Here is a 24,896-nt window from a genome sequence, read left to right as displayed (position 1 = left end):
AGTGCGATAGTGAGAACATTATGACTGAAATCGATATTCACGACCTTATAGATAGCTATAAAGAGATAGGTACTTCAACTATTGGTCATCTGACTGAGGAAGGGTATTTACCAGATATCAAAGCACTCAATCCCTGCACGGCTACCATAGTCGGCCGAGTGTTAACAGTCCAACTAACCTCGGACAACACGGATGTGATTAACCAGGCATTGATTCAAGCAGCGCCTAATGATGTGTTATGTATTGATGCTCAAATATTAGGCATCAAGGCATGTTGGGGAGCACTGCGCACTTGCGCCGCTATCTATGAGAAGCTATCCGCCGTCATTGTCATTGGACAGGCAACGGACTCGGTACAAATTCAACAATTGGGATTTCCTGTATTTGCACAAGGTATCAGTGCTGTGACCACATTTAAAAGCGATCATATACAAGGCACGCTAGCATCGGATATCACCTATCATTTTGGTGAGCAGACCACGACGATTTATTCAGGCGATATCGCCATTATGGACAATGACGGGATCTTCGTGTTGCCCATTAATGTGGCACAGCAGCTATTACCAGATTTCCAAAAAAAGCATAGAGAGGATGAGGTAAAGTTCCAACTATTTTTTGAGGCATATAGTAACGATGAGTTAGATAAACTGTTCAATAGCTCATCAAATTCCTAACGGGAAGTTGTACAGTTAAACTTATGATAGCTACAATCGTCACCCTCTAGTAATGTAAAAATACATATGGAAATAAAAATGATTATCATTTAGAATATCATTCACAAAGTTAGTACATGCAGTAATATTAGCTAAATATGACTCATACCACTATTTATCTATCAACTCATTGAAACAATCTAAGTGAAACAATCATGAAAAGCCATCATCAAGTCGCTCTATCTGTTCTTACCCTCTGCATTAGCCAACAGTTATATGCTCAAACCAATACCAGTGAAGCGGATACCGTATTAGATACGCAGATTTCGAAAGAACTGACGTCAAATTCAGCATCAAATTTATCGTCAGATGAGACACCTAATGTGACTTTAGACACTATCAATGTTACGGCTGAAGCGAGAACAGGTACGGCACTGGCACAAAAAATCAGTGAGATGCCATCAGTCACCCAAGTAATCACCGAAAACGAGATTCAGGTGCAGGCAACAGGCGACCGTACGACTGGTGATATTTTGGCACAGCTGATTCCAAGTCTAGGTGCTAGTAGTGGCTCAACCAGTAATTATGGCACCACTATGCACGGTCGTCCTGTGCAGTTTTTGCTAAATGGTGTACCTCTGAGCAGCTCACGCAGTCTTTCACGCGAGTTAAACAGTATTGATCCTGCGCAGCTTGAGCGAGTAGAGGTACTCTCGGGCGCTACCAGTATCTACGGTGCTGGTGCAGCAGGTGGTTTGATTAATCTGGTGACCAAATCTCTCGTAGGTTACGGTCCTATCAGACAGACCAGAGTGGGTGTCAGTAGCAGTCGTGATTTCGAGTCTGACTCATTGGGTTATCATGTGGGGCAGACGTTAGGATATGGCGGTGAGCGGATGTATGGTCGCCTAGACGTCGACTATGATAGCAAAGGCGGCAAATTCGATAGCCATGGCGATCGTATCAGTCCAGATGTGAACCAAACGGATCAACAAGATACTGAATCGCTGAGTGTGAATGGTAGCCTAGGTATAGAGCTAACGGATACCCAACGTCTTGATCTTGCAGCGACTTATTACAAAGATAAGCAAGATACTGACTATGGCCCAGACTACGGTGATGGCTTGGCAGCATTATTTGGTGCCAGCCCGTCTTTAGAAGCCATTGATGGTGCCAATGTGGAAAATGAGCCATATACCGAAAAAAGCTCGATAAATTTAAATTATAGTGATGATGATTTTGTGGGGTCAGGGTCTAGCTTAAGCTTGACGGGTTACTACCGAGATGAAAAAGGCCGTTTTTACCCTTCTGGTAAAACCGCAGGAGACCAAGCGACTGAGGTATGGCAAGCCAATGGGCTAACTGATGAAGACACATTGAAGAAACTGGCAGGTGCTGCAACATTTGTCACTCAGTCAGAAGCTGATATTGAAGTAATGGGTTTGCGAGCAGCCATGCAAACCGAAACGGAAATTGTAGGAAAAAAGACACTGTTTAGCTACGGTGCTGATTTCGAACGCGAAAATAGTGCGCAAACTTACTACGGTCAAGACCTAAATACGTTCCTTGCTAGTAATGGCTTGACCGCCCAAACCAATGGGCTTACTTATAACGGTGGACCAGATACGACCATCGATAAATGGGGCGCTTTTGTCAATGCAGACGTAGATATAACTGACAAATGGCATACCAGTGCTGGCGTACGTTACCAAAAGCTCAAATCTGAGACTGATACCTTTACGCCCATCTATGAGCAGCTGCTTGAAGAGTATTTTAATAGTTCTGCTATCAGTGCGACAAGCGCAGCTTATGGCATTGACTATCAAGCAGGCGACGTAGAAAAAGGCAGTACCGACCATGACAAAACCTTGTTCAACCTTGGTACCAGCTATCAAATAACCCCAAATGATCAAGTATTTGCCAATTTTTCACAAGGGTTTACGACAGCAGATATACAACGCGCGCTGCGTGATGTGCGTGCAGGATTTGTGGTCAACTCAGACAACGTACAACCAATTGCGATCAACAACTACGAGTTTGGCTGGCAAGGCAAGCATGGTGATACAGCAGCACGCTTGAGTGGATTCTATAACGAATCAGACAAAGTCGTGCGCTTTACTGACAGCTATACCGTAGAAGTTGTCGATACCGATGAGCGTGTCTATGGGGTAGAGGGCTCGCTTAGTCATGATATCAATGATAAGTGGCAAGTGGGCGGTAGTGTGGCCTATACCCGTGGTCAGTATGATAAAGATGGCGACTGGCTAGAATTGGATGCCGTACGTCTAACCCCGCTCAAAGGTACCGCATTTGCCCAGTACCAGTTTGATGAAGGCAGCAATATTCGCCTGCAAGCATTAGCAATTGGCGGTGATGATGAAGCTTTTAAAGACCAACAGCAAGATCCTGACTCTAGTGCATTGCCAGTTACAGGTTACATGACTCTCGATATATTGGGACAAGTAAAAATGCCAGTCGGCCGAGTAGACTATGGCGTTTATAATTTGCTCAATAAAGACTATTTAACAGTCTATCATCAAACGACCTTTGGTGATTTGAACCGCCTACCTGCCTCAGGTACGACTTATGGTTTGAGCTATACCGTTGATTACTAAACAGTAATATTGTCCAAGAAGTATCAGTATTAAAAACCTTTCGTGCTAATTTTTAGTATGAAAGGTTTTTTAGTATAAAAAATTAAATGTTGATAGCGCTTTAATAGGTGTATGTAGCCAGTAAGTATTTACTAGCGCTATATGTTTTTAACCATATCAGGTCAAACACTTGCTAGGTTGATATTTTATGATTGACTTATAGCGTATAGATGGTAGTCTAAGCGTTCTTTGGGGAGTAGCCTGTTTTCGTTCTACGAAAGCGTCCGTATCAACATACTTGGCCACATGCCATGGTACGAACACCTCTCGGTTGGCGAGACCATCGATATATCTACACTGCAGGTCGAGGGTGTGGCTATGTCGTGGACTCTATACTCGACCAGAGATACTCAAATGAACCCTATTGCTCTTCTTTTACTTGCTTTTTCTATGTCTACTGATGCCTTTTCTGTGGCAATTGGTAAAGGCGCAAATCTAAAAAATCCTCGTTTTACCGAAGCTCTGAGAATGGGTGTTATCTTTGGCACTATTGAAGCCATCACACCTATCATTGGCTGGCTTATCGGTCGTTCTGCCACCTCTTTTGTAGACACTGCTTTCATTGAAGCATGGGATCACTGGGTCGCCTTTGTTATTCTTGCTGCTCTCGGTATGCATATGCTGTATGAGGGCTTTAAGCCAAGTAACGAATCAATAGAAGCACCGCGTAGACATTCGTTCTTTAAACTTGCTATAACGGCATTTGGTACCAGTATCGATGCGATGGCTGTCGGTGTGAGCTTGGCATTTATAGAGGTCAATATTTTCTTAGCGGCAGGTCTCATCGGCTTAGCCACCACGGTAATGGTCACGCTGGGCGTGATGTTAGGCAGGATATTAGGCTCACTAATCGGTCATAGAGCCGAAGTGTTTGGTGGTTTTATGCTGATCGCTATCGGCACGTGGATCTTATTAAGCCATCTTCAATAACCACATAAAAACTGCCAACTGCGGACAGATAGTGATGATATCAATCTATTACTGACTTGCAGAAGCAGAGCGCTTGCTGACCTTAAAAAGCTTGTCTGAATCAATGGTTAGGCTTTTTTTGGGTCTAAAACTAACACATCACGCTATAGCTATTGGTAAAAGGCCTGAAAAACTCAGCACCACAAAAGTTGTTGATGATAAACAGGATGGTCATAATGACGATAAGAATGCCTATACCCCACATAGGTAATGTTAACTTCCAATTCGTCAAATTCTGATGACCGCAGTGTTTACAGCGCCAATCAGAGCGCTTTAGTTTGGTATCGCATTTCGGGCACTTGCTATGATTAATAAACAATTTAATCTCCCTTATAGATACATTCTCTCATAAGAGTATATATCCCTGGCACCGAATCAGCAATTGCCTATCAACAATTAGTCGTTGCTAGCGAAGAGGCATGACTCAAGTGTTTGTGCTTACGCTTATACATAGAGTTCTGGTATGCCAACAAAAAACAGCAGACAATAAAAAAGACCTTCAATCTCTTGAAGGTCTTTTTTATTAAAACTTAAATGTGGTGGGCCCAGTATCAACCATATTAAAATATCAAGTTATTGATTTAATTAATTTTATATAAAAATATTATTTCTTATACCAACAGTTATACCAACAAATGAGCTGGGACATATACTCACTGATCAATCAATATGGTAAAGAATTTGACCTAAAATATTATTGTTATCTATTGTTAATATAGCGCCTTCTTATGACTAGAGGCATCTTAATAAGGAATAGTTAGATTATTAGAGGTATAGATAACAAAAAATAGTTAAGACAAGCTTTTGAAGTTTCTTTTAAATGATATCAATTTCTTCTAGCGAATATCAACTACGATAATTTTTCTTGGCTCTATTGAGTGATCGTTTTTAATCATTTTCTGAATATTCTGCTTTAGATTTTTATCGCTATTAAGCTGATGTTGACTGCTTTCTAATATTAGTTGCACATAATCGGGTAGTATCTCTGTTTTATTGTTTTCAATTTGCTCAGTAAGCTTACTCTTTAAAGCACTATTTTTTGAGAACAACTCTTTTAATCTATTTGTAATAGTCTCAATAGACATATAGTCATTCATAGAGTCTTGTTTTAAGTCACAAAATAACTGATAAAAATGAATGCATCTCTCTAAGATTTTTGACTTAGATAGTTTTGTTCCTTTCGGTAAGTTTGCAAAGTTTTCAATATCGAAAGCACTAGCAATATAGACGCCGCAATCTGGCGTTTTTGAGTAAGGGTATACCGCTGATTGGCTATATAACATATAAAGAGGAACACGCTTATTCTGCTTCGTATAATTTAGCAAAGTATTAATTTGTTGTTTAGTGTCATTTGGGTAACTAAAGGCACTACGATAGGCCTTATGCTCATTGGATATTTTTTTAGCTTGTATGACTAGAGGTAAGCTATAATTATCGCCTATGAACCATATTTCCATCTCAAAGTCTGCACCAGTAATTTTGTTTTCTTCAAACCCCAATTTTGACAACTTCACCTAAGTAAAATGCTAACTAGAGAAAGTTTGCTAACACTATGCATAATACAGTGTTGGCAACCTTTTTTACTTCTATCAAAATCAGTCATACCGTATATGAATTTATGATATTGATATTCTTATAACTGCATTAATGAGGTAGTTGGCATCTGACAAATCTCAAGCCAGCCTATCTCGACATTGCAGCTGCCCCATTTAGTTTTCATCTTTTGTACTTGCCAGCAGAGACAGTCCCATCAATCTGCTTAGACCATTTATTGATTGAAATCTCACAAGTTAATGTCTACGGATTTGACAGTAGAGGTCAGTCTAGGATGTCGGTAAAAAGGCGTATGACACGGTTTTGAGTGAGTCTTTCTATATCTTCCACGTTATTCATGAGATACACCTGCTAGATTTAGCCCTTGCAGCATAATATTTAACATTTCAGTTTCATGCTGAGCAATCATTTTTTGATCCCACGCATCTGGTTTACCTTGTATGCAATCAATCATTTTCAGTAGTTTTAAGCTATCGATTTGCCCACTTTGAATATCTCCATTTTGTGAGAAATATTTTACCTTAACATCAGGCATGTCATTACTCACACGTGAATTAAGGCTATGGCTAATCAAACATAAATTACCAAAAGAGTGCAATAGTGAATCTTTTGCGTTTTTATCTTCCAAAAATATACTGTCGTTTCGCTTATTTTGGGGATAAAAATGCTCTACAGAGCTTCTAGCGGTAAAGGTAAACTTAGGATAGTTGCCGTTTAACCAAAGCAAATAATCTAAATAATTAAATACAAAAATGTTGCGTATATTGCCATACCTAAGATACTGTTTAATTAGTATACGTAGATTATCAAGACTCAATCTATCATCGGTATGTTCAGCCGATAGCTTGTTGAAGTCTGAGGTTTGGTAAATGATTTGATGGTAATCATCAGGCTCATCAGTCAAATAACGTCTTAACATAAAGGCTTGAGCTATTTCTTCTAAATGCTTAAGATAAGCGACACTATTAAGGCCTGTTTCATCGTGTTGATAATTCATACATGCATAGTATAAAACGGCATTAAGCCAGTGCTTATAGTTCGTAGTAGGGGTTGAGACATGAAAGGCACTTTGTAACATCACTAGTTTGTCATTGTCAGTCTCAAAGCTGTTTTTGTAGTAGCTGTTTTTTTTATCTTCATTCTTAATCAGTTTATTGAGTGTCCATTGTCCTTTACTGTCTTGAGTATTACGCTTTATTATAAAGTGATCAAAGATAAATTTGCTTTTAAGTAAGGCGTATATAAAGGTCTTTACTTGAGACAAAGGCGTTATCTGATTGTTAGTTTCTATACTTTGATTAGTATCTGAAATGTGAGCATTTTCTAAGCTTGATGGTTTTAAGATAAAGGTTTCAAACTGGGTTAGAAGCTGCTTGTCATCAAGTGCGATGTCTTTTTTATATGAGGACTGCACGTTAACCATGATTCTCAAAGCATGCAAAAGAAAGCTCGAGAAATTCACTAAGCTATAGTAAGTCTCGCTATCGCCGTCATCTTCTTCTTTATCCGCGGTATTCTTAGGGTTAGGCGGACTAACAAAATCATCGTCAAGGATGTCATAAAGAGAAGGAAGTGGCTTTAGTTTATTGTTTTGAGCGTCATTATTACAGCGAGAATACTGTTCATTATCTGGCTGGGAATTATTCGGATTATCAGAGTCTTTATATATCCTAAGCAGTTCATCAAAACCTTTAGGCCGCAAGAGAGTTAAATTCTCTGAAAACAACTTAAAGCGTAAAGTAGTATTGAAGCCATACTGTACGTATTTATTCATATTGGCACAAGCTTCCCAGACATTATGAATCAAGGCTTTAACTGGTTGTTTGTCCGCAAGCGCTATCTCACTTTCGTTTGCCTTTTCAATGACTGACAACAAACGTGCTTTGATAATTTCATGCTTCTCTAATTGCTCACCTCGGTTATTCATAACTTCGAAATAATGATTTAAATCCGTTTCGTCAGGCACAGGTACACGAGCAATCTGTACATATTGAAATAGATAATCACAAAACTCTTGAAGGGTTGTAGTGGGTTGTTGGTTATCATTATTAGGGGCAATAAATTTACTTTCCATTACTTCTCTAATAGACGTATAGCCGTTGATAATAGCGGGGTTTAGCTTAGCTTCATGAAGGTGCTCATAGGTTTCTATATTGTCATTCAGTAGTAATTCTAATGTCTGAGTAGATTTCGGACGGCTTTCAAACTCAATGTTTTGTTCTGTATACCATGACATATCATAGTCGCTATCTATAGTTGTAAAGTAATTCTTTAGATATATGATTAATAAGCTCAGAGTAGTAAAGCGTTGTTGACCGTCAATAACTTCAAACACTGTACGTTTTGAAGATAGTTGTGGTCTTTCAAATACTACCAGTGTACCTAGATAATAGTTCTTATGTTCCTTTGAATTTTTCGCATCAATTTGAGCGTCCATAATATCGACAATAAGCTGTTCAATCTCACTATTGCCCCAAGCATAATTACGCTGATACATCGGAATCAGATAGTGCTCGGTGCCGTTAAGCAGATCCTTTGGTGTTAGTAGTATCAATTGCTCGGTTGCGCTCGGATTATAGTTTTTCATAATTTTATTTTTCTCTATTTATCAGTCAAATAGTTGAGGTGATTAAATAATTGATATATGTCGTTATCAGTTTTTTTATTAGACTCTTTTATGTCATTGCCTCTTAGAGGTTGAACACCAGCGATCCATACTTCTTTAGGCAATGTAGCGTCTTTGATACGTTTGAATAACATACCGTCAACTGCATGATTGTCCATCGTTGCGAGTTTTACCGCAAATTGTCTTAGGCGTATTTTGTATGCCCAAATAAACATGATCTCTATAACCTGTGATAAGTCTTGCATACCAAATTTATCAATATAGTAGATCAAAGTATTATCAAATAAGTTGCGAGTATATTTGTCACCCTGACGCCACTTATCACTATAAATATCTAATATCTTAACAATCTTCGATGCTCGTTCATTCAAGGTTTGGTTATAGACAGTTGCATAGGAATGGTTGTCTTTATTCTCTGAGGCATGTGCTATATCTATCTTTTTAGTGCGTTCAATAAGCGTATCGTAATATTCAACCATTTCAAAGAAACGACGACCGTTGACTATTTTTTGGTCTAGCTGAAATGGGTAGTTCATTGCTTGAGCATCAATATGACGGTGCATATTACTATTATAATCATCGATAAAATGATGCGTGATCATCATAGCTTTTGCATAGTGCGGTAAATTTTGTTTATGTAGAGACACCCCTTTAAAAATATCTACATGACGACTGGTAAAGTTGCGGGCTGGTTTATGATCTATCCAGCGCTTAATCCTAAATAAATGCTGACTAAACAGCCTGTGCAATTCGTCATCTGCTAAGCTTTCCCAATGAGCGACAGTTTGCGCTTTAATATTTGGGTTGAGCCGTTCATCATAGGCACTGAACTCACGTAAATGAAATGCTTTGAGTAAATCATGCGGATACAGCTCTTTACCGCGGGAGTTCTGTGAATCAAAAAACTGAAAGGCTTCTGATTCATCTTCCAATATAAAGATTACCACCTCACACTGATTTAGCAGAAAATCAATATGTTCAATACTTAGCTCACCACGGCTGATAATGCGTATTATCTCTTGAAAATTTGAATGCAAATTGTAGACGGATATATCGCTAGCAAACTCTTGTTTTTTAGCTAAAGCTGGTACGGTATTAGATAGTTCGCCTAATATTTTTCCGATAGCTTTTACTTCTTTAGGTTTGGTTGAATTATCAGGATGATAGTTTTTGATAATCGCCATGACGGTAAGCATTAGCGTTAGGGTGCGCTGTTGACCATCGACAATATTGAGTACGTCTTTATCATCTTTATCTTTAGACTTATGAAGCACGATAGTGCCAAGGCGATAGGCTGGCTTGTCACATTGCATCTTAATATCATTGAATAAGCTTGCGATATTGCGCTGATTCCATTTGTAAGGGCGCTGATACTCAGGGATAGTCAGTAGACATTCACTCAGTAACTGCTTTACTGAGATTATCGTTCTGTTCTGGAGCGTTATTGATTCACTCATAATTAGTAATTATCCTTAAATTTACAGAATTATATAATAAACATTAGTTCTTTAGATAACCTAATTTTCATTTGTTTAAGTAAGATATTTGTCGTTACTAGTCTAGTATAGAGGGCAACCTATAAAATAAATTTACAAGTTGTCCTCTATACTGGCTTTTATGATAAACATATAGGCCTACCATCATGAATGCTTCTTCAAATAATTATCCTTCACAAAATACTTCCTCTATCGCACAAGGCTGTGCAATTACTTTTCAAGGTAATGCCAGTAATAACCTGCAGCAAGACGCTTTTTTCTTTTTAGACAATTGGTATCAAGAAGACTTAGGAGTGATGGCAGTGACTCCAGTTGCAGTGCCCTTCTGCTTGGCAGTGTCTGATGGCGTGGCAAGCTCTAATCACTCGCAGCACTGCTCAAAAGCGGTGGTAAAAGCAGTCAGACGGTTGTGGATTAATCAGAAGAATATTATTTCAGATGATATTCATCAGCTGATTAACCAAACCCAGCACTCATCTAAGCGTCATGGTGCGGCGGCAACTCTCGCGATGGTTATTGGAGAGTTAAATGGTGAGGGAACCATAAAGGCGACGATAACGCATGTGGGTGACAGTCGTATTTATTGGCTACCTAAAGGTGCATCACAATGGCAGTGCCTGACTCGAGATCATAACTTGCTAAATGAAATTATTGATCAACAGGCACAAGAACAAGGTCGCCAAGCGGAGTTTGCAGACTATAACCGAGAGGGAATGGCAGGGAGTTTATATAGCATTACTGAGTGCTTTGTATTGACAGCTGATGACAGTTATCTAAGTAGTGAAGCACCAGAAGGTAGTTCTTGCAACATTAAGGTTAATAGCGGCGATTGTATCTTGGTCTGTACGGATGGTATCCACGACTTAGTGCCAAGCCATGAATGGCAACCTATCAGTGCCAAAACTGATTTACAAGCTTGGCTCATCACTCTTAAGAACCAAGTTTATGACTCCGATGGCAATGCTTATGACAATGGCACCGCGATTTTGGTTCGTTTTGATTGAACCTTTATTTTAATAATGAGTTTGTCACTTCATCAGTCTAATAGAGAAGCCACTATGCCCACACATCCAATCGCCAGCTATACAAAGTCAACACGTCTATTTGCTTTATATCAATGTTTGCCTCGGAGTGAAGCGGATGCTATGTCACTGACAGAGCTTATGCAAAACTATGGTGATGACGCTGATAATTATACAAATGAGCGCAAAAACCTAGAGAACGATCTGATTGGCTTAAATCAAATCTTTAACGATATCTTCTATAGTGACTCCTTAGTCCGAGTGCCAGCATGGGGCCAGAATATCAGTGGCAAGGCGGCACGATTTTATATTGAACCCAGCTTTAGCATTGATATCATTAACGAGCAAACCGTGTTCTTTTGGGAGATGCTGGAGAAATATACCGCAAACTATTTACCAGTATCTTTTAAACAGGGGATCACAGATAAGCTCACCCAGTTACGTCGGCAGGATAAAGATAGTTTCCAGCAAAGTCCGCTAGGGCAATGGCAAAATCATCTCATCACCTTGCCCAGTATCGTGCAAGTGCCTAATCTTGATAGTGATGTGATTGCTAGTATTCATCAAGCTTTTCTACAAAGTCGCCCATTACAAATACGCTATCAAAACAAATGGGAAGGACAGCCAACTCAAAGAGTGGTGTATCCCAAAGGACTGATCTTTATTGACAATATGATCTATCTTACAGGCTTTAATCCGGTAGATGATCATATTGATGATAAGCAGTTGTTAAAAGCGCATCGCAACTTTGCAGTTAATCGTATTACCGAGGCAGTAGTTATAGATGAACTAATACCTGACTGGGTAGGACGTGACATTTTTACATTAGATAGCTTACAGAAGCTAGGCAAGCTAGAGTTTGGTAAAAATATTGAAATCAACTTGGTTTTAAAAGTACAGAAATTTGCCTGTCAGCATCTTTATGAGCGCCCATTATCGATAGATCAGAAGATTACGATTATCGATGACACTTGGTGTCAAGTCAGCGCTACAGTTGCTAATACTAATCGTCTGCAGGATTGGCTGGTAAGTATGTCGCAATTGTCCGTCGTCATTGAACCATTAGAACTAAAGGCAGTTCTTCTTGAGCGTTTAGAGAGTGGGATACAGCTTTATAACCGTAATTAATGTTTTCACTTTAAAGAGGAGCTGAGTATGACAGCAGATAGTATTTTTACAGATAAACAGACTACAAAAAACGATATTAACGAAGAACGTAGTGATGAGTTTCAGATAAAGCCCATACCTTTAGCTACTTTATATACGCCACAAGCAGATAGCTACCTCTTGTCTGAGGTTGGGTTTATTGTTATCGAAGATGGCTGGAATGAACAGTTATTGCTAGCGTTAAAACAACAAACAGGTTTGGACACATTGTTTGCGCTACAAACCACAGGTAAATGTATCGATAGATTCGAGGTAATAGACGGTATCATTACTTGCAAAGAGGATGAGGTCGCGCAGGTGATAAGCGTATTTGAATCGGTACTATCTGATCGGGATAAGGTTGGTATAGATGTTAATGATATCAAAAAATCCTGCGGGGCTGAGAAGCCTGCTAAGTTTATACAGGCGAGGGTAACGGGTGGGGCTGATTCAAAACAAATAAAGCGTGCCGTTAATCATCTGCTCAATCAAATTCCTAAAGGCCTGAGTATTGAGTATATGATGCTTGATATTGAAAGCGATCATAAGCTATCTCTTGATGAATTTTTTATCGTCACAACTACTGTTGAAAGCCGGATTGCTGATGATGCAGAAGTGTTTTACGGTAATAGGACGGTTAATAAGCCTGACCATTGCTGGATGGGAGCGATATATGTGGCTGGTTAGCCTAACATTGACTATACATGGTTTTACTCACGCTGTGAGCGTGTCGGGTAAATGAGCGTTCATTACTTAAATCGCAAGGAGTGCAGAAAATGACAATGACAGATAAAGATTTGTTTGATGATTTTATCCAAGCTCAAGATGCTATCTATTCACAAGTGATTGAAGAGCTGACCCAAGGTCGTAAGAGTACGCATTGGATGTGGTTTATTTTTCCACAGGTGAAAGGGTTAGGTCACAGTAAAATGTCTCGACGATTTGCAATAGACAGTCTGGAGCAAGCAAAAGAATATTTGCAGCATGAGGTGCTTGGAGCACGGTTAATAGAGTGCGCTGAATTACTACTGTTGCACCCTGACAAAAGCGCTTTAGATATCTTTGGTTCACCGGACAATCTGAAGCTGCAGTCTTCGCTAACGTTGTTTGCCTTTGCCGCTGGTAACAAGTGTGTATTTGAGCAGCTTTTATATCAGTTCTTCGCTGGCAGTTACGATATAAACACTATCAAGATGCTAAAGCAAATTAATGACCAGCAATATAAGTAAATAAAACCGAATGTGATTTAACTAGTGCCAAAATTTGATACTTCTAACCATACCAAAAAACATTAATTATCAGTGAGTATAGCGATGAAATACCATATGGACGAATCGTATATAGATGACACACCTAAAGCATTCCTATATCAACGAATTATGGATCGTTACCCTAAGTCTGCTATTGGTTGTTTTATTATCAGTGAGGATTGGGATAGGCAGGCGCTACTAGAGCTAAAAGAGAAGTCAGAGGCTCGGTTTTTAGTGGGATTGCAAATAGATGATATGGATTTTGATCGCTTAGATATTATAGAGGGCATTGTTAGGTGTCAGCCTGAAGACGTAAATCAAGTAGTTAAGTTATTGAATATCAGTCCACGTGGCTTAATAGGTATAGATGTTAATGATATCAAAAACTTATTCGAAAGAGAAAAATCATATAAATTTATTCAAACTCATATAACAGATGGATTTGACACAGATATGGCAAAAAAAGCAGCCAATGAGTTGGTTAGTCAGCTCCCTAAAAACCTTAATATCAAAGGGCTATTGTTAGGTATGGAGAGTAGCGAAAGCCCTTCACTAGATACTACTGCTTATATAGTGGCATTTATTGAAAAGAACGTTATGGCTGATGAATTATATACGTACTACTGCACCAGTATTAGTGATGAACCTAAATCTTTTCGTTTAAGAGCAATATATGCTGAGGAAGAATAAACTTGTATTGTATTTAGGAAGCTCTCAGAAGGACTAAAAAACTCAAGATGTCTTATTTTTTCGATCAAGCCTAGTATGTATCAACTGTTATTCTATAACGGATGTACAGTCCACTAAAATCCTGATTTAGTCTAAAATTATAGGGGTGTTGAACTCTTAGACATACTAAGAAACCTCAGGGTTTATTAGCAATTTAGGTATTCCATCAGAGCTGACATATACCACAGCATTTTGATGAAAGGTACAACATAATTTGAGGCTAGTCTCATTACCTATCGGATAAGCAAAAAAACTATCTTCTCGCCACTTACGATCCTTGCTTTCACCATAGCCATCAATTACATTTAGACCCTGTTTAAGTAGTTCTGCTTTCAATTTTTGATTGGCTTTTTCGTTGTCTTCAGATGTAAGCTTTTTTCCTAATGGATTCCAAGCTGTAATAAATAATCCGCCAGCAGGTGTAAATGGGTGCAAAAAAGCAACAGCTTTTGAGCAAGGCTTATCAATATTAAGTAAGATGTTATCAAAGCAATAATTGGTTTGATGATAGGCTTCTAAAAGAGAAGAATCTAACATAAATAGCTCGCTGAAATAAATGTGTTTAGTCATTTTTGAGGATAGAAAACGTTAATCCCTGACTTTGATTAAATCACCTTATGGAATTAAAAAAGTATGATTTCCTTATTAAGGATATATTTAAGATTTTGTTGTTACGTAATGCTTTATATATAATCTGTAACTGCATCAAACAGACTCAACGCAATAGTTTATTGGAATTCAATCTCACTCGAATATTCTAGATGTTCTCTATGTACCCCAGCTTTTACTCATAAGTTCACTTAGATCTCTTCTTGAAAGTACATCCGAGCAGTCTCTCCAATCGCTTGTTGAGGGCTCAATAGAAGTGTTATACCTTAGGTCAAAGCCATTAGCTTTTTTCTGTGCGTCGATATATTCGTCCATTTTTTCGCCAAGAAGCTCAATATCATCAATCCATTCATCTTTGATGGTATCAGGTAAAGAACCAAATAAGTTAAATCGGTCTTGCATACGTTCTGATAGCCTTTGGTAAACCTTCTCGTCCACAGTTTGTTCGTTTACCAAATTAAGCATATCAACTTTTGGGCGAGCTTGACCAAAGCGTTTAATACGACCTATGCGTTGTTCTAAACGTGTAGGGTTCCAAGGTAAGTCTATATTAATTAAAGTACCCAGAGTCTGTAAATTAAGGCCCTCACATGCAGCATCGGTAGCAACCATAATACTTAATTGATGATTAGCCACCATTTTTTTCAAGCTTTCACGTTCTACATGCACACTCTCACCATTCTGATATAACAGGCTACGACCAGCACCAGCATAGAGACCAACTGGTGCATTAGGGTATCTAGTAGCTAAAGAGTCTGCAACCCAGCGTGCAGTATCGTAATACTGACTAAATATAATAACGCCATGATCTAGCCACTTCTCTTCTTCAAGATAATGAATAATAGCCTCAAGTTTTGGGTCTTCTTTAATGCTTTCGAGCCGCTGAATCATACGTGTTAAAACAGCTATTTCTTCAGCAGAGTCAACTGTTAACTCAATATTATAATCATCATCTTCTTCCTGAATTGTTCTACCTTCAAGTAGCTTTTTAGCGGTATTTAATCCAGATTGAATACTAGAGCATATCCTTTGTTCCATAAGGTTTTTCATAAACCCGCTACCTTTGCCACTTTTAGATAGAGCTTTACCAAAGTTCCTCGCCTCCACATACGCTTGGCGAAAATCTTCATCAGTTCTAAGAGCTTTATCTTCAAAAAGAGCGTTGAATTTATGCTTATCTGTTGAGAGTGCTCTCTCAGGGTGTATATGAACAGCAATAGCTGTCAACAGGCCAGCTTCTTCAAGGATTTTGCGCTTTCTTAAAATAATGTGACGTACAAAAGGGTTTTCTCGTTGGAAAAATCCAGAGCCCGCAATACTTCTATCAAGTTCTTCCTCTAAATATTCTCTAGAGTCATCAGATAGATCCCAGAAGCTTTGTTTTATATCCCACTTATTATTATTGATTATACCTAGATCATCTCTTATAGATCTAAACAGTTTGCGTGCATGATTTTCATTGGTAGAGTTGACTTTTGGTAAAGGAGATTTGAGCAGCTCCCAAGCAAAGCGCGGCTCTTTAACCCTTTGTTCACCTGAAAGGATACTAAGAACTTCACTAGGTCTATGCCACTTAGAAAAGTCATTTCCTAGTACAAAATTACCTTCGCCTTGATGTAAAATCTTCATTAAGTCCCACAAGTCTTCAGGTTCAGTTTGGATAGGAGTAGCCGTACCTAGTAGTACATGTTTAGAACGTGATGAGATATCTAGCATAAACTGTAATAATTTATTAGGATTGCCAGCTTCTTTACCGTTTCCTTTATAGCTTCTGGCTTTATGTGCTTCATCGAGAATTACTAGCTCAAAATCCATACATAATAAAAACTCTTTTTCTCTAGAGCTCTTACTCATTAATCCTGTAGATATGATTCCTATACGTAAGGGGCATTTGGATACATTCTCTGATCCTGATGGAGATATTATTTGGTTATCAGGATTGAGCCATCTCTTATTTAAAGTATCCCATCTAGCGCACGGCATTCCTAACTTATCAATAAGCTCTACTTGCCATTGTTCACATAATGTTGCTGGACAAAAGATAACAATAGGTTTAGTGCGTCTGTTTTCTTTTTCACTGAGTAAACATAAAGTCAAAGCAGCAGTAGCTAAAGATAGAGTCTTACCTAGACCAACTTCATCAGCTAATAACAGACGTACTACGTTATGGTTGTTATAGTGTCTTACACATTCACTAACAAAGCTTTGCTGCCAAGGTTGTAGAGAAAAACCTTGTTTATACATAGGGGATTCAATAAGAGCGGCTGGTGCTATATCTTCATCATTATTTATTTCTTCGAGAATAATCTCATGACGATTACTTCGACGTCTTATTTCCCGAAGAATAGCATCAGGCAGCTCACGGGCTGCATTCCAGAGGTAGTCGAACTCTTCTTCAATCCACTCAATCCCTTCAGGAGAGTCGTCCTCCCAAAGAATCTCATAGTGTCGCTGCCAACCGCTGCTTGTTTCGTTCATTGAGCCTATAAAACCTAACTTACGCCCATCAGCACATTCAATCACGCCAGCCTTACCATGTAGAAAGCCACAAACACTATCAGGAGCTACTCTAATTACCTGACCATGCTTATGTAAAAACTCATCTAATTTGCGATATCTATTTCGATTTAGTAAAGCTTCGGTTTCTATGTTTTCTTCATTCCAACGACCAATCATTTTAGATGCTCGAAGTTGCGCTATCTTAAGGTCTTCCGGATGAATATCTACGTTACAAACTATTTTAACGTCAGGTATCTCTATAAGAAGCTCGTTTGCAACTTCGAAAAGCGAACTAGTAAAATAGCCCGCTATGCGTTTATAGCTACGAGCGCCTTTTAAGTGTTTAAGCAAGAAAGAGCTGTCTAGTCTATGAGTTCTAGAAGAATACCGTCTTATAGTCATGCTAATACTACCTTGATAAAATAGTCGCTCTAAATTATGTGTTAATCCCCAAGAGCACGCATATTGCGCAATCTAGCACTTAGGGTTTCAGCAGCCTCACGAGTTTTTTTACCAGGAGCTTTATTCTCAATAAACTTCAAGATATCTATCAGTATCTGTCTTGATTCCATAAAGTCTGGTAAATCAACTTGTAGTTGCTTAACAACTGATTGAGGCTCAACTTCAGCAAACAGTTGTTGCAATGCAATGATTAAATGACCAAGCCAAGTAGGACCAATATCAGTGCTGTCACTGACATCTCTAGATTCAAACTCTGGGATTTTCTTAAGCTGTGCTTTATTAGCTGCCATGTTACCCATAACACGAGTATAGTCTTCAACACGGAATGCTTTAGCAAAGTTTTGATAGTTATCAAGCTTAGCAGCACCTGTGGTTTCAATATCCATCATGCGTAAATAAAAGCGCTGGATACCGTTTAGTTTCTGCCAAGTTTGCTTATCTAGACCCTCAGGTACCAGTAAGCTATTAGCCGCTTCAGCCGCTTGTTGGACGATTTCATCAACGACTGTAACTTCACCTTTGGTTCTTGGACGAAGAGCGAACGTAGTAACATCTTCACCACCTATATGAGTAAATGACGTCAATACTTTAAGCGCAGCAGCATAACCTGCCATCTGCAGATCGGAGTCATTAAATACAGGCTCACCCATACTGTCTTTCACATCATCGTTCAGGTGCATCATGGTTTCTATTTGCTTTTGAACCTCACCACGAACTAAAGGAAGGAGGCGTTGCTTGAACCCAGGCTTGTTTCCTGCAGGACGTTTACGTAGCATTAGGATAACAGTGCCTTGCACATAGCCACCTTTTTTAAGCTCAGAGGTGGTTTCAGTAGCGATATACCAAGCCCCAACCACTTGTAGACCTGCCGCCCAGAAAATGCCGACCATGTCAGACCAGACACTGGTGTCCTGATGAGTAAACATCACACACTGCATACCATTGTCAGGCATGTGTTTAGCCATAGCAGAGTAGGCGTCTACCATACCGCGTCTAAAGTCGTCTCCTGAACCTTTGACAGCTAATGCACGTCTAGAATCCCAGGTCCATTCATCAAAAGGGGCGGGGGGATTCTTACGAAGCCATGCGATAAAAAACTCTGTAATTTCATGATAGTTAACGGCATCTGCATATGGTGGGTCAGTCACCCAAATATCGCAGATATTTGTTAAATCCTTTGCACTTTTTGATACTATAGAATGATTAATACTTTCATTTATTGGAGAGCTAGTTATTTTAAACGAACTAGAGCTATATCCGGCCCAAGAACGTGTTGCATAGTTATAAAACGTATTTAGCGCTTGATTAGAAAACACTCCTTTAGGGCCACCCAAACCACCACCTTGAGAGGTAGCCCATCTGCATAACTTAGCATTAAAGTCAGTCATTTTAGCAACAACCATCATACCTAGTTGAGGCTGTTCTGATTTTAGCCATTCTTCTTTGGTAATAGCTTTAATAAGAAGCTGTCTAGGGTTAAAAAGATGATGCCAGTAGGTCCATCCTCTTGTTCTTATAGGTTCATCTGTTTTTTCTCCAGCTTCGATAGGCATATCTGGTATAAGACCTTGCTGTTGCCATTTTTCTAAGTTGTTCCTCACAAGTGCTTCCACTTTAAGCTCTCTTGTAATATCTTCTACTGACACTCCCTTAAAATATGTTGACTGTCTTGAATCATAAATAGTGTCAGCAGTGATCCATTGAATAGCATAGAGGCGCTCCTGAAACACATCGGTTGGAGACGGCTTAAAATCATTAGAGCCCCATTTTCTAAGTTTGTTTTCTGTTTTGCCAGATACATTACGATAGTCACCTCTTATAGTCTTAATAGGTGTTTTATATGTTTTTTCATCTAAGGTGTAAACCATACTCCCATCTTGAACTGTTCCAGATGCAGCTTCTTTTAGTTCTTGGTTACTAACCCCGTTAACTACTTCAATATCAAAACTCATGGAACTTGGGTTGGGTATTAATCTAGCTATAGTTTTAAGTTTAGGCGAAATGACCCAGCTTGGTGAAAGTGGTATCATCCATCCAGTTTCAGGACATTTTGTTTCTAAGCAATATAAATAAGCTTTTGCTCTATTGCCTTCACAATCATGCTCTATTTCTAACTTGGTAATACGGTCATCGATGGACTTAGAGACTAAAACTTGAACTTCATCTATATAGTTTCTTTCTTTAGACGAAGCACCAATAATATTAAAAGCTCCCCAAGTTAACATACAGGCAATGGGGTTTAAGTCTGAAGCGTAAGAGTCACAACCAGTACGAGCAGCTTCAAAAGGAATGGATCCTCCTCCACTGAAAGTATCCCCGACACGAGGTCTATGCCCGTAACGCAAAATACCTAGCTGCTCTACGAGCTCTTCTATTGAATTGGCATTTATGCCATAACTATGTAGATGTGAATTGATATAAGACCAAATATGCGAACTCAACCAGGCTTGATCGATTTCTTCAGGACGTTTAGCCAAGATAGCTTTTTCTTCGTAATTAGACCTCAGTACTAAGTATTCATTTATTAAAGAAATTTTTGTATCATCTGCAATATCACGACGCCAATTAATTCTTATCTCTAATTGATCCAAGTTAAGTGGGAAATTGAGAAATTCAATATCATCGAATGACTCTTCCTCAGGTTTGATATTATGAGTGAAGTATTCCCATGGCTCATCTAAAGTAATACTAGAAGCGATATCTGATGGTTTAATAACATTATGTGCGAATGCTCTTTTTGCTAGGCTTTGAGGATCAAAAGCCATTAACTTTTCAAAAGCTAATAAATCTTTTTCTCTATCATTTGTTTGAGGGAGTAAGCATCCTAAAATAATAGCTCTGACCAATATTAAAGGCTTTCTACCTTTCCAATATGATCCTAGGCCAGTCAAAGTCTGTGCTGCAACAGCTTTACGTTCTCTTTGAGCCTCATAAGAAACTTTATTAGCAGGGAATACAGCTTCGATAAGAGCGGGGGCGTCTTTAAGTGCAAATGGAGTTAGTTCAGTCATTTAATCCTCAGTATCCAAGAAGTCAAATAGGGGCAGGGGTTCATATTCTAGTTTTTTTTTAATATTTTCTTTACGACTGCTTGGTTTTAGTTGCTCACTTTGAGCCACATCTCCTAATGCATGACAAAGCGCAATTCTCCAACCTTTTTTTCCATCATTCAAGCCACCAGTACTGATGGCAGTCATTCCAAATAGCCACCAACGTTCTTCAGGCCGAAAGGCTAACCAGTTTCTAACAGCAACAGGGATGTTTTCAATTGCCATATCTTCTACCGCCCATGCTAAAACACACAGCTCTTTTCCAAAAAGGCGATCAACCATATTGTCGCCAACTTTCCAAGCTGAGGTTTTGATACCATGCGTTTTAAGCCTTGCATTGAAGCTACGTTGGACTTCAGAGCGAATGGCCGTCCACTTGGGCCGGTCAATAATTACACGATCAATCACGGCATGCTCTTCACTTTGAGCTTGCATGCCTAGATATTCACTAATCTGAACCTTTCCACTATTGCCCTTAGGTATAATAACCTTAAAGTGATGTGGGTCACTGGTGGCAGGAACACCGAAGCCAAGAGTAGGTATTACTACTTTTTCATCAGAATCTAATGCCTTTGACATTATCACCTCATTATTTTTTATAAAATAAAGACCTATAGCTTTTTAATGGTCTTGAGTAATATCACTAGGATTTAACTTTATACCAACTAATTCTGCAAATTGTTTAGCTTCGTAGCCGTTGTCGAAATCGATTCCCTCTTTAATGACGACGGTTACAGGAGTATCAGCTTCGCCAACAATATCTCTAATGCTATTAACAGCTTGTTCTATCATTTGAGCAGTTAGTTTACGACCACCAAAACGTAAAGAGATAGTATTTTCAGCTTCACCAAACTCAATTCTTACACCCTTAAACTGAGTAGATTCTTTACCTTTGAATTGATTAATTACTTCGAATACTTTACTAGTTGTATCAATAGTGACAGTTTTACTAGCCTCTAAGTGAGCAGGTTTGCTTTCATCAATTTGTACGGTGGTATCACCACTTTTAGGAATGCTGAACTTCCTATCTTGACTGGCTTCACCGGATTGCGCGTAGACTAGTAGTAAAGCTTCTTCTACACCAATTTCAAAAGGAGACTCGTATTTGTTACCTTCTTTAGGATTGGTGCCGTCTAAAGTATAGAATATTTCGGCATCAGGAGTGCATTGTAGAGTTACTTTACGTCTGTCAGTCAGCGACTCAATCTGATGGCGAATTGTAAGATCCGCTATCCAGCGCTCTGCATTACCTGTTTGAAATTTACCGCTTGAATCAATAACTAAAAAATATAAAGTTGCTTTATCAGTCGTGAAGTGTTCAGGGTCGTCGACTTTGGGGTCTGATGTACTCACTTGTGGGCTAGATGAGTAATGAATAACAGGACTATCCCCAGCATTACGCGCTGTCAAATTTAGTAGAGTCTCACCTGTATCGGCATTAGTGTTAATAGTAGTGATATTGACACTGGTTTTTTCTTTTGGAAAGGGACCTTTTTCAATATAACCATCCTCACCTAGACGCCAGACACCTTGTTTTAAGGCTTCATTTTTCAAAGTGTCCATACCACTACTGCCTGGCATCCAAGGCCAGCCAGCGTTACATTTAGACTTATTTACAACGTCTTTCCATGGTGTTCTACGGTTATTATCACCTGAGGGCCATAGCTCGTATTCAGCCATATTAAAATAGGTTGAATAGTCATCTTTAAGGTCAGCAGCTAACTTGTAGTTTGCTCTTGGACTTGCCATCAGATCTTCAATTTGTTTTTCAGCAGATTGGTCTCCCGTTCCTATGCGCAGGCCATTGTCTATCGTTACTTTTAAGAAGCGCTCTGCGCCATCTATTTCATCTATACCTGGAAACAGGATAGTATTATATGCACCAGACAATGCCTTGTTGAACCTACTTTCTGCTTCTTCACGTCTATCTCTCGCTTCTTCGTATAAGGTATCTCCAGATTTTAAGTTTCTACTAATCTGTTCAATGGCATAAAGTTCACGTAGTCGATCTTCTACGGCATCGGCCATTAAGCTATCTTGCCCAGTTAATACGAGTAAGTTGTTTTTTTCTTGTTGGAACTCAAAGAAATTATTAAGCTCATCACTAGGTACCTTACCATCTGGTTTAATGACAATTAGAACACGAGAGCCTCTTAAATTTAACTCGCTCATACGAGGTAATACTTTTACGTCTAGATAAACGTTTTTGGAATGGGGTTGAAGAATACCGGTCAATCTATTAGATAAAGCGCTATCAATTTTTGGTTGAGGTATATCTTTTGCATTACGCTCAATTTGACGAGATAGATTTTCTGTTTCTTTAATGAAGTAGCGTTGGTCTTCACGATGTAAATACCAAGCCTGCTCTCGAAGCTTATCTATTACAGTCAAAAACTCATCAGGGTTTCTATTTGGTGCAGCTAGGAACTCAATGATTTCACTTTGTGATAATCCAATTCTTCCGCCAACGGCTCTAGAAAGTGATGAGGCTAGCAACAAGGTCATCACTTGCTGCGCAGCATCTGTCTCTAGCTCGTCATCAAGTGTTTCAGCTATGGCATTACCTTTGTCTGCAATATCACGAGTGACTGCGGGTATAAGCTTTGGAGATATTCTGTCGATTTCGTCTTTAACTTGATCATCGTTCAAGTTAAGGTATTGAGTGCCTATCAAAAATACATCATCAGTTTTGCGTTCATCGACGCTTTTGAGAAGACGTGCTGTAAATTGCATCAATCCTCGAGTTTGTCTAAACCCTTCATTTTCTTTAAAGAGAGCAACAAGATGTTTAAAAGAGGGGTGGAAGGGATAGGTTTCACGAATTTGCTCAGAAATCTGTTCAATGCTACTCGCAACTATATAGCCTCCATCTTCAGCTTTCTTAATCTGTTGGGCGTATGCTTCTGCAATTTCACTTATTACACTATCACTGGGCATAACATCTATCAGACGTTTCTTGAGAATATCATATATTTCATTACCAGAGAGTTGAACAGGTGTAATGGTCATGGACTGTCGACGAGTTTCTTGCTGCAGGTTTGACACAGCATCTGACAGTGCTTTAGTGGTGTTACCATAACTGCCTGATAAGTTAGCAATGACGATACAACAATTTGGTAGTTCAAGAGCTGCAGCCATTAAATTACTTAGACTATAAACAATTATATTAGCGAGTGTACCTGTACCATAAACCTGTGTAGAAGCATTGTCTAGATAAGGTGGGAGCTCATCGATCATAATAAGCGTAGGGATATCACCAATGATATCCATCCATTTCTTTTGGTCTACAGCTTTAGGGCCATTTATCCAGTGTTCTTTAATAGCTTCTGCTGCCCCAAGTTGAGTTGCTATATCGCCCCAAATGTAGTTATCTGGAGTGTTGCGTCCGTTAAATGCAGCGATACGAGCATTACCGAAGTTTAAGCGGTTATTTAGCTCTTCGGGTAGCACCTCTGGTCTGATATGAGGGTGCTTTGCAAGTAAGCCTAAAGCAATCATCATATGGGTTTTACCGCCACCCATAGCTTGAGTCAGTTCAAACACAGCTTGATCTGACTTACCTGATAACCTTAGCATGCCTTCTTTAAACAACTGTTCCATACCCTTTGTAACGAAGTTTCTAGAGAAGAACTCACGCCCATCGCCTTCGTCGGTTATAAGGTCTGTAAGGTTTTCAACCCCTTGGCTCATTCTATAATCACTAATTACAGGGTTAAATTTACAAGCTTGTTTGACTGTTTGTAGCATAAAGAACTCCAAATTGGATATAGATTGTTAAGGTGCGATTTTGGCTTATGACTAATTGTTATTGGCTTATGACTAATTGTTATGAAGGGGTTAAAGTAGGCTTTAATCCACTATTATTGAGGGAATTTACTAATTGGTATTTTTATTATTTAATCGGTATTAATATCAAATTCTAAGTGTACCATTTTCATATAACAAAGACTTAACATATCAAACCCCAAGTTTAACCTTCTCACCTAGAAAAAACATAAAATGTAATAACCTCTTAAAGCTATATATTTTATGGTGTTAAGAGATTTTTTGTGTCTAAAATAATGCTAACTGTTTAATAAGATTAATTATTTTACGATTTTAAGCCCCACAACACTAAAGCGTTTGACTCCTAAGTGATTATTGGATAACATGAATTATATTCACTAATATTATATAT

Annotated in this window: 16 protein-coding genes and 1 riboswitch; of the genes, 8 read left to right on the top strand and 8 right to left on the bottom strand. The window is 38.9% G+C overall.

Annotation, left to right across the window (positions count from 1 at the left end; translation table 11 throughout):
• Positions 1-20: 20 nt before the first annotated feature.
• The 3 genes from AC5JPY_RS02550 (at position 21) to AC5JPY_RS02540 (ending at position 4,237) form a co-directional block, all read left to right on the top strand.
• Positions 21-674: an RraA family protein gene (locus tag AC5JPY_RS02550; RefSeq protein ID WP_493851996.1), complete on the top strand. Its 654-nt coding sequence runs from the start codon at positions 21-23 to the stop codon at positions 672-674.
• A 194-nt stretch (positions 675-868) separates the two neighbouring features.
• The gene (locus tag AC5JPY_RS02545) at positions 869-3,268 is read left to right on the top strand and encodes a TonB-dependent receptor (protein ID WP_493851995.1); all 2,400 of its coding nucleotides are present in this window, start codon (positions 869-871) and stop codon (positions 3,266-3,268) included.
• Positions 3,269-3,486: 218 nt separating this feature from the next.
• Positions 3,487-3,655, top strand: a riboswitch (yybP-ykoY riboswitch).
• Positions 3,626-4,237: a manganese efflux pump MntP gene (locus AC5JPY_RS02540; RefSeq protein ID WP_493851994.1), complete on the top strand. Its 612-nt coding sequence runs from the start codon at positions 3,626-3,628 to the stop codon at positions 4,235-4,237. Its footprint overlaps the riboswitch before it by 30 nt.
• A gap of 875 nt (positions 4,238-5,112) precedes the next feature.
• Here the strand turns inward: AC5JPY_RS02540 and AC5JPY_RS02535 are convergent.
• The 3 genes from AC5JPY_RS02535 to AC5JPY_RS02525 form a co-directional block, all read right to left on the bottom strand.
• Entirely contained in the window at positions 5,113-5,784 is a 672-nt protein-coding gene (locus AC5JPY_RS02535) for a DUF6615 family protein (protein ID WP_493851993.1), read from the bottom strand.
• A 377-nt stretch (positions 5,785-6,161) separates the two neighbouring features.
• Positions 6,162-8,417 carry a DUF262 domain-containing protein gene (locus AC5JPY_RS02530; protein ID WP_493851992.1) on the bottom strand — a complete coding sequence of 752 codons (2,256 nt, stop codon included), beginning with the start codon at positions 8,415-8,417 and terminating at the stop codon, positions 6,162-6,164.
• Between the two features lie 14 nt (positions 8,418-8,431).
• Complete coding sequence (locus AC5JPY_RS02525; protein WP_493851991.1) at positions 8,432-9,913, bottom strand: DUF262 domain-containing protein; 1,482 nt, start codon at positions 9,911-9,913, stop codon at positions 8,432-8,434.
• Between the two features lie 185 nt (positions 9,914-10,098).
• On the opposite strand from AC5JPY_RS02525, the gene AC5JPY_RS02520 reads away from it, so the two are divergent.
• From AC5JPY_RS02520 to AC5JPY_RS02500, 5 genes are all read left to right on the top strand, one after another.
• Entirely contained in the window at positions 10,099-10,956 is an 858-nt protein-coding gene (locus AC5JPY_RS02520) for a PP2C family protein-serine/threonine phosphatase (protein WP_493851990.1), read from the top strand.
• A 54-nt stretch (positions 10,957-11,010) separates the two neighbouring features.
• Positions 11,011-12,102, top strand: coding sequence for a helix-turn-helix transcriptional regulator (locus AC5JPY_RS02515; RefSeq protein ID WP_493851989.1), 1,092 nt, complete (start codon positions 11,011-11,013; stop codon positions 12,100-12,102).
• 27 nt (positions 12,103-12,129) lie between these two features.
• The gene (locus AC5JPY_RS02510) at positions 12,130-12,807 is read left to right on the top strand and encodes a hypothetical protein (RefSeq protein WP_493851988.1); all 678 of its coding nucleotides are present in this window, start codon (positions 12,130-12,132) and stop codon (positions 12,805-12,807) included.
• A gap of 89 nt (positions 12,808-12,896) precedes the next feature.
• On the top strand, positions 12,897-13,349 hold the full coding sequence (locus AC5JPY_RS02505; protein WP_493851987.1) for a DUF1810 domain-containing protein: 453 nt from the start codon (positions 12,897-12,899) through the stop codon (positions 13,347-13,349).
• Between the two features lie 84 nt (positions 13,350-13,433).
• Positions 13,434-14,060, top strand: coding sequence for a hypothetical protein (locus AC5JPY_RS02500; RefSeq protein ID WP_493851986.1), 627 nt, complete (start codon positions 13,434-13,436; stop codon positions 14,058-14,060).
• 165 nt (positions 14,061-14,225) lie between these two features.
• Here AC5JPY_RS02500 and AC5JPY_RS02495 read toward each other — a convergent pair whose 3' ends face one another.
• The 5 genes from AC5JPY_RS02495 to AC5JPY_RS02475 all read right to left on the bottom strand — a co-directional run bounded on the left by AC5JPY_RS02495 (position 14,226) and on the right by AC5JPY_RS02475 (position 24,466).
• Entirely contained in the window at positions 14,226-14,636 is a 411-nt protein-coding gene (locus AC5JPY_RS02495) for a DUF3293 domain-containing protein (protein ID WP_493851985.1), read from the bottom strand.
• Positions 14,637-14,867: 231 nt separating this feature from the next.
• Positions 14,868-17,609 (bottom strand): phospholipase D-like domain-containing anti-phage protein, encoded by a 2,742-nt coding sequence (locus tag AC5JPY_RS02490; RefSeq protein ID WP_493851984.1) that lies wholly within the window; start codon positions 17,607-17,609, stop codon positions 14,868-14,870.
• Positions 17,610-17,650: 41 nt separating this feature from the next.
• Positions 17,651-20,680, bottom strand: coding sequence for an anti-phage-associated DUF1156 domain-containing protein (locus AC5JPY_RS02485; RefSeq protein ID WP_493851983.1), 3,030 nt, complete (start codon positions 20,678-20,680; stop codon positions 17,651-17,653).
• Positions 20,681-21,298 carry an anti-phage-associated DUF3780 domain-containing protein gene (locus tag AC5JPY_RS02480; protein WP_493851982.1) on the bottom strand — a complete coding sequence of 206 codons (618 nt, stop codon included), beginning with the start codon at positions 21,296-21,298 and terminating at the stop codon, positions 20,681-20,683.
• 42 nt (positions 21,299-21,340) lie between these two features.
• A complete protein-coding gene (locus AC5JPY_RS02475) occupies positions 21,341-24,466 on the bottom strand; it encodes an anti-phage-associated DUF499 domain-containing protein (RefSeq protein WP_493851981.1) in 3,126 nt (1,041 codons plus the stop codon).
• Positions 24,467-24,896 lie beyond the last annotated feature (430 nt).

The organism is Psychrobacter sp. H27, assembly GCF_059072655.1.
Note: the sequence above shows the minus strand (reverse complement) of the source record. Positions and strands in the feature narration are given on the sequence as shown.

What these genes read in the sequence shown, in the direction of transcription:
- AC5JPY_RS02505 (WP_493851987.1), top strand. Translation starts at nt 12,897, where the DNA reads ATGACAATGACAGATAAAGATTTGTTTGATGATTTTATCCAAGCTCAA.
- AC5JPY_RS02485 (WP_493851983.1), bottom strand. Translation starts at nt 20,680, where the DNA reads ATGACTGAACTAACTCCATTTGCACTTAAAGACGCCCCCGCTCTTATC.
- AC5JPY_RS02490 (WP_493851984.1), bottom strand. Translation starts at nt 17,609, where the DNA reads ATGACTATAAGACGGTATTCTTCTAGAACTCATAGACTAGACAGCTCT.
- AC5JPY_RS02500 (WP_493851986.1), top strand. Translation starts at nt 13,434, where the DNA reads ATGAAATACCATATGGACGAATCGTATATAGATGACACACCTAAAGCA.
- AC5JPY_RS02520 (WP_493851990.1), top strand. Translation starts at nt 10,099, where the DNA reads ATGAATGCTTCTTCAAATAATTATCCTTCACAAAATACTTCCTCTATC.
- AC5JPY_RS02525 (WP_493851991.1), bottom strand. Translation starts at nt 9,913, where the DNA reads ATGAGTGAATCAATAACGCTCCAGAACAGAACGATAATCTCAGTAAAG.
- AC5JPY_RS02480 (WP_493851982.1), bottom strand. Translation starts at nt 21,298, where the DNA reads ATGTCAAAGGCATTAGATTCTGATGAAAAAGTAGTAATACCTACTCTT.
- AC5JPY_RS02540 (WP_493851994.1), top strand. Translation starts at nt 3,626, where the DNA reads ATGTCGTGGACTCTATACTCGACCAGAGATACTCAAATGAACCCTATT.
- AC5JPY_RS02550 (WP_493851996.1), top strand. Translation starts at nt 21, where the DNA reads ATGACTGAAATCGATATTCACGACCTTATAGATAGCTATAAAGAGATA.
- AC5JPY_RS02495 (WP_493851985.1), bottom strand. Translation starts at nt 14,636, where the DNA reads ATGTTAGATTCTTCTCTTTTAGAAGCCTATCATCAAACCAATTATTGC.
- AC5JPY_RS02545 (WP_493851995.1), top strand. Translation starts at nt 869, where the DNA reads ATGAAAAGCCATCATCAAGTCGCTCTATCTGTTCTTACCCTCTGCATT.
- AC5JPY_RS02515 (WP_493851989.1), top strand. Translation starts at nt 11,011, where the DNA reads ATGCCCACACATCCAATCGCCAGCTATACAAAGTCAACACGTCTATTT.
- AC5JPY_RS02510 (WP_493851988.1), top strand. Translation starts at nt 12,130, where the DNA reads ATGACAGCAGATAGTATTTTTACAGATAAACAGACTACAAAAAACGAT.
- AC5JPY_RS02530 (WP_493851992.1), bottom strand. Translation starts at nt 8,417, where the DNA reads ATGAAAAACTATAATCCGAGCGCAACCGAGCAATTGATACTACTAACA.
- AC5JPY_RS02475 (WP_493851981.1), bottom strand. Translation starts at nt 24,466, where the DNA reads ATGCTACAAACAGTCAAACAAGCTTGTAAATTTAACCCTGTAATTAGT.